Below are 11,908 nucleotides of genomic sequence, written 5' to 3' on the forward strand. Positions count from 1 at the left end.
TATCAAACAATTAAAGACAAACTAAAATAGATTGCTCTTCATCAAGCTCTGCTTCATTCGTTTGTTCTCTAAGGGGTTGGGTTTTTGCAGCAAACAAATGCGATAAATTGTTCATTAACAAACGCACGGTTCGCTTGTTTGGATTGATGTAATTTGGTTTTTCTCTGCGTATCTGCTGTTCTTCTGCAACAAACTGGCTTTTTATTTGAATTTTAATCGAATCCTCCAAATTTGGAATGAACTCAATTTGGCGTATTCCCTGATCCACAATATTTTGATACTCCCCTATTAATCCATCCACTTTAATTTTCCAAGCAGCAGCATCATCAATCATTTTTGCAGTCTTAGTTTTAAAGAAGGAGAAGTACTGGGCTAGAAAATTAGAAATTTTTACGAAAAAACCATCATGTAGTTTGATAAATGTGCTCAAGGTTTGGCTCTTTGTCTGAAGGCTCTGCAGAAAAGATGAATTTTCTTTTACGGTAGTAAGCAGTCTAGAGCTAGCTCGCACAGATTCTTTCATTACCTCATTTGCTTTTTGTAATGCAGCAAGCTGCTCAGAACTTTCCTTTGCGATTAACTGTTTTAACTCTTCGTCTTGATTAAAAAAACGATTATTTATGGCTGTAATTTGGTGCTCTTTTTTCTTTAGTTTTTCTCGTAAGTCCAGCAAACAAGTATTTACCAGATCTTTAAGTTCCGTTTTGCAGGTGCTATCTAGGGTAGCTGGAAGAGTGGATGCAATCATGCTTTGTACTATCTGGGGTGTAGTAGTTCGATAAACAACCTTTATCGGTGAAGTCACCCAGCTCACTCGCTGAAGCACTTCTGAAGACAGATCAGAAGATTCAGCAAGGGTTTTTAATTGCTTTATTTTCTCAAGTAATTGTTGTTTTGAGCCTTCTTCTGCAATTTCTAAAAGTATTTGCAATAACTGAGCATGCTCTTCTATAAAATCTAAAAAATCTTTTCTTCCCGTGATTTTCTTATCATTTTCTTCTGCAAATAAAAGTAGTTTATTTACTGCCTCTATTTTGGCTTCAAAATCTACCTTTTTACTCCGCAGTTCAATGAGACTGAAAATACCTGATGAAACTTTTTCTATATCTGCTTCAAGTGCAGCAAGACTGTCAAGAGCGCTCCGTTTTACAGGTTTCTTTGCCTGATGCAACCTGGTTCCCGGGGCAAGTCGTTTGTGAATAGGTAAACCTGTTGCTCTTTGAGATGATTTTGCGCTGTCCAAAGGGCTAATACCTAATACTTTAAGATAGCGTTTACTCAAGAGGACTTTGAAAGGTTTTAACGGATCTGGCGCAATAGGTAAAATATCGTCCGTTTTTTTTGTGGGTTGCTCTGACTTTAACTGCTCCATTCTTTTTTCTACTTGTAATAAAAAAAAGTCTATCTTGGGCTTGATTTGTCCAAGATCCACAAGAAGAGAAACTACAATTTGCGCCTTCCAATCATTCTCTATTTGAGTAATGGCTATTTGGATAATGTGAAATAGCATGTATGAAGAAAGAAGAAACGTTTTATATTGATTTCTATCAGTAAAAGGAATGCTGTTCAAAGCAAGTAATTTTTCAATATTTCCAATTAAAGCAAAAATATTGCCTGCAGTATTATCTTTCCAGTTATCATATAAAGTAGCAATAGCTTCACTGGAATGAGTCAGTAATGCTATTTCTTTGTCAGCTGTCTTAGGTAGTTGTGCAATTGCTTCATCGATAAAGAACTTGACAAAAACGGCTGTTCCCCATGAGAGCGCCTTATATTGATTAAAATCGTTATATTTTGTCTGCGCATTCGCTTTGATGACTTCAAGATTATCTACTGAGTTAACGTAATTGCTAATAAGCAATGCTGAGTTTAGAGCTTTTTGCTCTGCATGGAATTTGATACCACGCCATTGTTTGAAACGTTCCTCTTTACTCAGCATAGTGAGCCCAACGAATTAGTTAATCGGTCCCTAAAGTCCATTCTACAAAAACGCAAATTAAAATAAAACAATAATACTTACTTAATTGTTCTAGAGGCCTAATAAATCGAGAAAAACTAATAATGCAAGTGTTTTTAAAATCAGCTATTCTAAATTTATATACTTAAGGAGAAACAGCATGCCATCGAAAAAAGGAATCTATCTTTTTACTCTAATTGGCTTACTCCTTGGATTCGCCCTTGATGGATTAATTCGCAATGAAACTACTAAGCTATTTGATTACGCTTTAATTGGTCTTTTAGCCCTTTTATATGGATTGGCTTATAATGGAAAAAATTGCTTTCGCTTAGTTGCAAGCAGTTTCATTATCGCTCTATTCCTGTCTTTACCCCTGCTTCCTATAGAAGCTCGTTATACGTCCTTACCTCTTGAGCATTGGATCACATTTCTGAGTGCCTTCCCGTTATTTGTCTATGTGGGTCATTCATTTCACTACGCATTCCATCATGATAATACCTGGCGTATCAGTTATAACAGCTTATTTGCTGCAGTATGGAATACTATTCTTCTGCTTTTCGTTGCTTCTTTGTTTTCAGCTTTAGCCAATATACTTATCTTGTTAGGTGCTTTTATTTTCAAAACTGTAGGTAACGATTATTTATGGAACTTATACTCCAATAATTTCCATTTTCAATTGATTTCCCATGTTACTTTATTTTTTATAGGATTAGGGGTCGGCCAGCAAAACATCAAAATTATCTATAGCTTGCGCTTTTTACTGTTAAGAATGATGTACTATTTATTGCCTTTCTTAGCGTTGATTAGTATCGTGTATTTTATTCTTTATCTAAGCCATTTTTTAAGTGGCGGCGAAGAATATGTCAATCCCCTGCTTATTTTAATCCCATTAACGGTATTGGGAATTATATTTTTTAACGCATACTTTCAAGATGGAAGTGTAGAATCAGGAGCTCCATCCTGGCTGAAGTTATTATTACGTATTTATCGAGTGATTTTATTCTTTTTAGCTTTAATGATGACTTATAAAATTTTCCAATCGTATTCTGTGGACGTTAATGTCGTCATTTGTATCATCACGGGGATTTTATACAGCCTGACTTATGCAATTACGGCCTGGCTGCCTGAAAATCTGGAGCAAAAATGGGTGCGGATAGGTAACATTAGTTCTGCATTATATTTTATAATTATTCTTTTTTTATTCAATCTTCCTTATATGCCAATAATATTTCGGCTGGGAGCTCAATAATATAGCGTTATCCACTAAGTTCTAGACAAGGCGCAAATATAGTGAGATGAAGAAGTGTACTCAGCGAGCTTACAACGATGTATAGAGCTTAGTAGGTGGCGCTATAAGTCAGGAACAAAGGATTCATATTTTTTATTCTATATCTGGAGTAGGCCTGAGATTACCAAATCGTGTATTTTCCTCAACCACCTGATTGACAAACGTATTTCCATAACCAATCCAGCATCCCTTTTTAATGGTCGTTCCTGGACCAATAGCGGTCGACATACCTATAAAAACATTATCTTCAATAATTACAGGAGCCAGAAAAAGCAAGCTACCAACATCAGAGTGACAACTAATTGACACTCCACTCCCAAGAGTGACATTTTTTCCTATGGTGATTAATGGGCAATCAACAAAATCTATATCAAAAGAATTTACAATTTGAAAGGAAACATTGGCACCCAATGCACGCCAATAAAAAAACTTAATCACATTGAATGTTTGCAATAAAGGAGTTAAACCCACCACTTTAGCAGAACGCGCAAGAGCAAAATGACAAAACCAGGCAACAGTCATTTGATTCATTTCACGTTTATACCGACCTGGTTTTAAGCGGGGCAAACACAGTCTAATTGCTGCAATAATCAGGATAAAAGAAGCAAATAAAACAAAGGGGGCTGCCAGAAGAACTAGCCAGGTACCTGCATAACCATGATAAATAAATAAGCCTGTTAGGCTAAAAGCAGCAACACTAGGCATCAAACTAAATAAAATGGATACCAGGTCAATAATAAGAAGCATAGAGGGAGTTAATTCAGTTTTTTCCGGAGTTTTTTTTGGCTTAGTTTTATTCTTCTCAGTCATAACATAATGTTCCTTTTTTTATAATAGTTTGGCAAAGGCGAAATCATAACAAATTATCAAAAGTGATACAGAGGCATCGAAATTCATTTTTCCGTAATTACTTGCTGAGAAATAAGTTTTGGTTTGGTCTGCGCATGGCTATCTGCTAATAATTCATCTTTTGGCAATTGGAATAAAACTATGGGCAGCACTTCTTTAGTACTCACACCATGGGCATAAGGTTCATTAATTTGTTTTAAACGTTCATGCATCTTTACTAATATGGAATCAGATATTTGGGTAGTATCGTCCGTAACAAAAACAATCCTATTCCCCAAACTATTACGGGCAAAATACCAGTGCGGCGCTACATCAAAAGAAATATCACACAACATTTCCTGCAGTTCTTGACCAGAAACAGAACAATTTTCCAATTTAAGCATTTGCGTCTTATAACAAAATTCAAGTCTTGGTGCTTTATTTAAAAAGCCGATACATTTCACTACATCTTTTAATTGATAACGAACAAAGCCCATAGCTGTAGTTAAAAAAACCTCATAATTTTTGCCTTGCTCTAACTCCCAGGATTGTAAAAGGTTTTCTTTTCTAATGGGCCTACCTTCTTCAATAAACTCAGCAATATGTGCACCAGGATGCAAAAACCCCCCGCTCTGATTGTCAATTGGAACAGTAAGCCATCCTTCTGTAGCCGAAAAAGTGCCATCAACCATCTCAATCCCAGGTCCTAACAATTTTTGTAATTGACGTGCAGGATATTCACAAAGGCTTGAAATCCAACACCCAACTACAGTCAATGATGGCCAAAATTCTTTGAACGATCCTGGTTCTTGCTGGGCCAACTGACGTAAATAACGCTGACGTTTCTTCGTCACTTGAAGTGGTGGCAAAAATTCAGGAACGGTTTTTTCACCTAATAAATAGGGTAAAAAATGTTTAAAATTGTGAAGGCAACGCTCAAAAAGAATCTCGATAACCATGGGAGTGACTGCAAATATGGCGCTAAGATCTGAGGCTAAGGCATACAAAGCGGACCATTGAGTATAGACTTCAGTAGTGTCGAATATTTGATCGGGCATCGCATAAAAACGTTTAATAAAAGAAGGTAAATTACTATAATTAAAATTGCTAATCCAACCTGAAGGTATGCCGGCTGGTGACGTTTTATGAGAATCTACCGCGGCCAAATACAGTATTTTTTCTTGAAACAACCCGGGGTAGTTCTGAGCCAGAGTATAAATATAAGGAGGCATAGTACGCTGAAACTGTGCTTGAAAAGATTCAGTAATCGGAAAAAATTTTCGAACACCTGCTGTTCCTGAAGTTTCTGACCAAAAAATCAACTTTTCCCCATTAAAGGGCTGAATAAGACTATATTGTGCAGCCAAAAGATCTTTTTCATAATCTTCATAAGTTGTAATTGGAAAATCATTCAGACTTAAAGGGTGAAGAGTTTGTAATAAAGGAGACCAATAAGCTGATTTCTTTAATAAAGGTACAATCTCTTGATGCCACAGCCTTTCACGGGAACGTTCGGGGTATTTGGTATCTTCAATAAAAGCCTGATATTTTTTTCGGGTAATTAGTGCGATTAATCTTCTCTTCCAATTCATTCCCATTGCTAGCCAAAATGAATACGATACGAAATGATAACCTCAAAAACTAAAGTTGGCGAGGTGCTTAACCTAGAAAAAGCAGTTGAGGCCACTACACAAGCTACAGGCGCCAAATCACCATAGTGGTGACTACTACTTTTTCTGGGTTTAATCAGGTATTTTAATGGGAACCATAGAGAACATTTTACGGTGCTCATAAAACAGTACTAAATGCTCCGCCATAGACTCTTGCAACTTAGGTTCAATGTTTACCCGCCCGTTTAATTTATCAAGAATGAATTGAATTGCCAAATTAAGCCAGTCCAAGCCTGGTAATTCTGTATCCATTAATTCCTGATTATGATGCCAAAAATGAACACAACAACTTGCTGCAAAAATCCAGCAATAGTGCTCGGCCAACCGAAAAGCGGTCAGACTGCGCGGGTCAAATTGTTTTTGCTCTTGCAACGCGATAACTTGTCGATCCAAACGCTTTAGCTCACTGCGAATCGCTTTGATTAATGGACTAATTTTTTTCGATTTTAGCACAGATAAACCAGCCAAAATATCGTCTTCGGCAAAAGTGAAAAGACCTAAGCGATTCAGAGAAAGCTCTGGACAAATACAATCGAGATTAAAAATATGCTCCATTTTTTGTAACTGATTTGGGGAACAACTTCCTCTCATTCCAGCTTGGGGTACTAAACTACCTGCAATCACCGATAAATTGACCTGGCTGCTTCCATCAAATAAACCCACCACCGGAATATCACGTCTGATTTTCTGCAGCATGGCCCATTCTGTTGTACGTAAATAGCCACGTGCACCCATTATGATGCTGCATTCCTCGACGATTCCTTCAGTTATTTTGGGAATGAGGAATTTAATAATGGCAGACCAAAAAGATAATTTTTCAGGGATCACCGAAGCGGCACGAGTCACTGTTAAAGCGGTGCAATCCGCTATGAGTAACTGAGCAAACAGCTCCCCCAAGCGCTGTTTTACCACGGGAATTTCATAAGCCCTCTTTCCATACAATTGCCTGTGTAAACTAAAAGAAAGCGTTAATCGCAAGGCAGTATCTGCAGCACCAACAGAAAAAGAAGCACACAAAGTTCGTGAAACCTGTAACGTTTTATAAGTAATTTCCAAGCCCCGTTTTTCACCCCCAATCAATGCATCGTGGGGCAGTAAAACCTTGTCCAAAGAAAAACCACTAATATCTAACCCCCTAACCCCAAGTGTAGGAAGTTTGGGCGTTGGCATAAAACCCGATTGAATTGCCGATTTATCCAGAAAAAAAATAGAAAAACCTAACGGGCCTCCTCGAGCGTGAGTACGGCAAAGAAGAGTCACACTTTGCCCCTGAGTAGCAAAATTAATGCACCATTTTCTCCCGAATAGCTTCCACCCATTCGTACAAGGTTGAGCTACTACTTCATTCGCCATGATATCAGAACCATGCTCTTCTTCGGTTAAAGCACATGCCGTGATATCACCTCGACGTAAAGATTCTGCCAAATCTTTTTTCTGACGTTCATTTCCTGCTATCCAAAGGGGTAAGGCCCCCAAAAAGGATAAGCCTAAGGCAATACCAGTGGTTAAATCACGTCGACATAGTGATTTTGCTAAAAAAAATGCGACATCGAGTGAAACAAACCGCCCGCCAAGATGTTGAGGGATGAGGTACTCCATAAACCCCCACTGCTGAATGAATCCAATTAGCGGCCAGGCAAGTTCCTCTTGCTCATCATAGTGCAAGATTTCTTGAAAATTGACTGGGCTATCCTGTTTGGCAGGATTCCCTAAATAAGTTTCGAATAAATGAATTAATTGCAGCAAATCATGGTAAAAAGACATAATAATCCTTCTACTTGAGGAGAACGTATTTCATACAATAGAATGCCGTGCAACCGCCAGATCATCCATTTTGCGGTATAAATACTCCAAATATTGGGTCAATCTTCCTCGTATTTGTTGAGGAGCAATAATTTCATCGATTAAACCAGACATATAAGCATCCGCTAAAGAAGGATCAAGATTCTGCGCATCAGTTACCTGATGTTTCGTCTCAATAGATACTTGTCCATCCGTACTTTGAACTTTTTTCGTAGTCTCTTTGCCCATCACTCCAAGGGTTGCAGTCTCTAAAGCCAAAACCAAATCCCCTTGTTGCGATGCAGTTTGCATCATCAGAAACGCTGCAGCTCCATAACATTTACGAACAATCACGCTCATCCTGGGTACACGAGTTTGCATCGCAGCACATAACCTCGCTCCATGCTGTAATAATCCTTTTTGCTCTTCGCGTTTTCCAGGCATAAATCCAGGAACATCAATTAAAGTAAGTACTGGAATACGATATGCGTCACATATTCGAATAAATTTAGCTGCTTTTTGTGCTGCATCTGAATCAATGGCTCCACTAAAACGAATGCTCTGATTTGCAACAATACCCACTGCATACCCATGAATATGGACAAAAGCACAAATCATAGCCTGGCCATAGGCGCTTTTGTATTGCCATACTTCAGAGTTATCCACAATTGCTTGAATCAATTCGAGCATATTAAATGGCACTCTGGGATCAGACGGTATATTGGGCAAGGGATGCGAAGGCTCCTGAACGGAATGTACAGGAGGACATTCTTCACTATGTGAGGGAAAAAAATTAAGCATGGTTTTAACATGATTGATTTGCGCATTGATACTGTCATCGACAAAATCAGCAATGCCTGTAGTACTCGCATGCATCGCGGTACCGCCCAATTCACTCATACTGACTTTTTCACCGATTGCTTGGTGCACTACCATAGGGCTGGTTACCATCAGATAACTACGATGCTTGTTAAAAAAAAGCAAATCCATCAATACCGCAGAATAAGCAGGCGCTCCAAGAGTTGGGGCAACAAGCACTGCAAATTGTGGAACCATACCTGACAAGTTGATGTTACGGGCAATAATTTGCGTGTATTCATCACCGCTTAATAAGTTTTCCTCCAAAGAAATACCAGGAGACGCTAAAAATGCGATGATAGGAATTTGTAACTCTTTGGCTCTATCCATGAGGCGTAGAATTTTTTTTGCGCCTTGGCTGGTAATGTATCCTCGGTTCACTGAATTATTATGGGCGTATACGGCTACTGGCCTTTGATTTACTTTAGCTAAACCCGTAATTACTTCAGCCCCAAATTGCACATGAGACTGATTATTCATGGCATAATCTGTAAGTAATGGAAGAAAACTGTGTTCATCAATAAGATTTTCTATCCATTTCATCGTGGTTTTATCAACAGACGATGAGGACATATTTGCACTCAACTTTAATTAAAATTTATATAAAATATACACTTCGTCACTATCAGGGTCAATTTTCCTAAAAAATCAGCTATAATTTAGGCTCATTGAATTCATAGTGTACTCGAAAATAAAAGCAAACGAAAAAACAATTTAAAGGTAATGTATGGAAATTTTGCATCCCCACATCCGTTTTGATATTACAGCTGCAACTCGCGTTCTTCCAGATTCTCCCCCTGTTACGAATCTGGAAATTTTACAAAACTTCCCACGAACATCAGGTCACTCTTTATCTTTTTTAGAAAAATTTGCTGAAAAAATCGGTGAAGAATTTGGTTTTTATTCCCGCTATTGGTGCCATAAGCCTTGGGAATCTTTAGATAACTCCAGGGAATTGACTGCTGAATCATTAGCTTCTGAAGCAGTACAAAAACTGTTTGCAGGTTATGACTCAAAAAAAATACATGCTCTTTTATTAGGATCAACTACCAATAAACGATTTACGGGTTCACAAGCAGCAGCCGTTCTTGGAAATTTAGGAATAGATGCCCCTGCTTATGATTTAAAAACTGGCTGCTCGACTTCCTTATCTACACTTCATCTTGCCTATGCCTTAATGGCTTTAGGTTACACTAATGTGGTAGTCAGTTGTGCCGAAACTTTGTCCAAAGTAATTGATCCTGAAAATGAAAAAACATGGATAGGATTAGCCGATGGTGCAGCAGCTTTGCTCATGGAAAAAAAGGAAACCGGTGCATTCGCTGTTGAAAAAACTTTTTTTTCTACTGAGGGAAAATACGTTGAAGCCTTTACCACTCAAGGTGTTTTTCCACCTACCAAAGAGCAAATCGACACCATAGGCTATCATTTGATTGGCAATGAATCACTGATGAAAGAACTGGCCTATGCTAAGTACAAGCAAATACTGGATCATTTATTACCAACAGAAGAAGACCGAAAAAACATCACATGGATTATTCCTCATCAAGTGAATCGTAAATTAATTACTCAACTTCTTCAAGAGTATCAAATGAGTCACAAGACAATTATTTGGGATTCAGATACGATTGGAAATATTGGCGGCGCTTCTGTTCTTTATTCTTTAGCAAGAGCAGTAGAAGAAAAAATTTTTGATAGGCCTGGAAAGATACTCATGATGAGTGTAGGCGGCGGTCTCTCTTATGCGGGACAAGTTCTGCAATTCCATAGGGATGCTTAATGAATAAAGAGATTTTCAACTGCGTATCCCTAATTGACGCTGTTCACTATAGAGCCCTACATACACCAGACAAAGTAAGTTGCACGTTTATTAATAGAAATCTAGAAGAAAAAATAAATTATGCTGAATTGGATGAACAGGCAAGAGCCATTGCAGCGCAATTACAGGTGCAAGGAGCAAAACCTGGGGATAGAATCTTATTATTATTTTCTCCCGGGCTTCCCTTAATCCAAGCTTTTTTTGGCTGCCTTTATGCAGGTTGCATTGCTGTACCTATTTATCCACCCGCACAAGCCAAATTATTAGATAAAGCACATCGCATCATCCATAATGCAAAACCTGTATTCGTCATTATGACTGCTGATCATCTCGCTAAATTTGCTATCCTGGATCACAAAGGAAAGCCGTATTTAGATAAAGTTCCATGCTTAGCCATAGACAGAATGGAACGGCAAATAAGTGCTTTTTGGCAGCCGCCCTCTATTCGCGAACATCACATTGCTTTTCTACAGTACACCTCAGGATCCACAATGCATCCAAAAGGAGTCATTATCACGCATAGCAATTTACTGGATAACATCCAAAAGATATGCACTGCGTTTGAATTAAATGAAGAAACCATATCCTTCAGTTGGCTCCCGCCCCATCATGATATGGGATTAATAGGCTATATTTTGACTCCTATTTATGCGGGCATACCTGCCTATTTGATGTCTCCTTTTTCTTTTTTACAAAATCCCCTTTCCTGGTTACAAAACATTAGCAAATACCGGGCAACCATAAGCGGCAGCCCCAATTTTGCTTACGATTATTGTGTAAAACGGATTAAAGAAGAAAAAAAACAAGGTTTGGATCTAAGCTGCTGGCGAATTGCATCGAATGGGGCAGAACCCATTAGAAAAGAAACATTAGAGCATTTCTATCAAGCGTTTAAAAATTATGGTTTTCGTAAAAAAGCCTTTTATCCTTGTTATGGTTTGGCTGAGGCTACTTTATTAGTGACAGGAACTATTCCAGACACTACCTACCGAACGCTCTCCTTGGTTAAAGAAGAGTATCAGGCTCATCGTGTCCATTTTGCTCAGGAGGAAAACGCACAGAGTCACAATTTAGTCAGTTGCGGCAAATTTATTCAAACAGTAAAAATTGTGGATCCAGAAACACGTATGCTTTGTGATAATGAACAGATTGGTGAAATTTGGGTACATAGTGCCAGTGTAGCACAGGGCTACTGGCAACAAGATGAAGAAACATGCCATGCATTTCATGGTAAAATTGCTAATGATCCAAGCAATCAATTGTATTTAAGAACCGGCGATTTGGGGTTTGTGCATGAAGAGGAACTCTATGTGACTGGCCGCATTAAAGATTTGATTATTCTCTATGGAAAAAACCATTATCCGCAAGACATAGAATATTCTATTCTCCATGCCCAAATCCATAAATCTCTAGGTAAATGCGCTGCTTTTGTCATGCAAACAGATCATGAATATGAACTCACTGTCATGTGTGAGGTAAAAAACCGTTTTATGTCGCCTGAAGAACAAGATTCTTTATTCAATACTATTTTTGAACTGATTTATCAGACCCATCAACTCGAAATTCATCATATTATTTTTGTCCCCCTTAAAGCCATGCCGCATACAACCAGCGGCAAAATTCGTCGAAATTTCTGCCGGAAACATGTATTGGATAATACACTTCCTATAATCGCTTCCTGGCGGTTGAATAAGGTTGAGGGTTAA

The 11,908-nt window shown here is 38.2% G+C and carries 8 protein-coding genes; 3 read left to right on the plus strand and 5 right to left on the minus strand.

The features are described from left to right. Nucleotides 1-10 precede the first annotated feature (10 nt). Nucleotides 11-1,939 carry a coiled-coil domain-containing protein gene (locus DY223_RS12695; protein ID WP_058460060.1) on the minus strand — a complete coding sequence of 643 codons (1,929 nt, stop codon included), beginning with the start codon at nucleotides 1,937-1,939 and terminating at the stop codon, nucleotides 11-13. Nucleotides 1,940-2,117: 178 nt separating this feature from the next. On the opposite strand from DY223_RS12695, the gene DY223_RS12700 reads away from it, so the two are divergent. Continuing rightward, on the plus strand, nucleotides 2,118-3,206 hold the full coding sequence (locus tag DY223_RS12700) for a hypothetical protein (RefSeq protein WP_058460059.1): 1,089 nt from the start codon (nucleotides 2,118-2,120) through the stop codon (nucleotides 3,204-3,206). Between the two features lie 132 nt (nucleotides 3,207-3,338). On the opposite strand, the gene DY223_RS12705 is transcribed toward DY223_RS12700, so the two are convergent. The 4 genes from DY223_RS12705 to DY223_RS12720 form a co-directional block, all read right to left on the minus strand. Beyond that, nucleotides 3,339-4,055, minus strand: coding sequence for a DapH/DapD/GlmU-related protein (locus DY223_RS12705; RefSeq protein WP_058460058.1), 717 nt, complete (start codon nucleotides 4,053-4,055; stop codon nucleotides 3,339-3,341). A gap of 83 nt (nucleotides 4,056-4,138) precedes the next feature. After that, nucleotides 4,139-5,665, minus strand: a complete 1,527-nt coding sequence (locus DY223_RS12710; RefSeq protein ID WP_058460545.1) for a GH3 family acyl-acid amido synthetase — start codon at nucleotides 5,663-5,665, stop codon at nucleotides 4,139-4,141. A 150-nt stretch (nucleotides 5,666-5,815) separates the two neighbouring features. After that, nucleotides 5,816-7,507, minus strand: a complete 1,692-nt coding sequence (locus DY223_RS12715; protein ID WP_058460057.1) for an acyl-CoA dehydrogenase family protein — start codon at nucleotides 7,505-7,507, stop codon at nucleotides 5,816-5,818. Nucleotides 7,508-7,537: 30 nt separating this feature from the next. Further along, a complete protein-coding gene (locus DY223_RS12720; protein WP_058460056.1) occupies nucleotides 7,538-8,956 on the minus strand; it encodes an acyl-CoA carboxylase subunit beta in 1,419 nt (472 codons plus the stop codon). A 154-nt stretch (nucleotides 8,957-9,110) separates the two neighbouring features. Between DY223_RS12720 and DY223_RS12725 the strand changes: the two genes are divergently transcribed. Further along, nucleotides 9,111-10,163, plus strand: a complete 1,053-nt coding sequence (locus tag DY223_RS12725; protein WP_058460055.1) for a 3-oxoacyl-ACP synthase III family protein — start codon at nucleotides 9,111-9,113, stop codon at nucleotides 10,161-10,163. Beyond that, entirely contained in the window at nucleotides 10,163-11,908 is a 1,746-nt protein-coding gene (locus DY223_RS12730; protein ID WP_058460054.1) for a fatty acyl-AMP ligase, read from the plus strand. Before DY223_RS12725 ends, DY223_RS12730 begins: the two co-directional genes overlap by 1 nt.

It is taken from the genome of Legionella bozemanae, assembly GCF_900450575.1.
Lineage (GTDB): Bacteria > Pseudomonadota > Gammaproteobacteria > Legionellales > Legionellaceae > Legionella > Legionella bozemanae.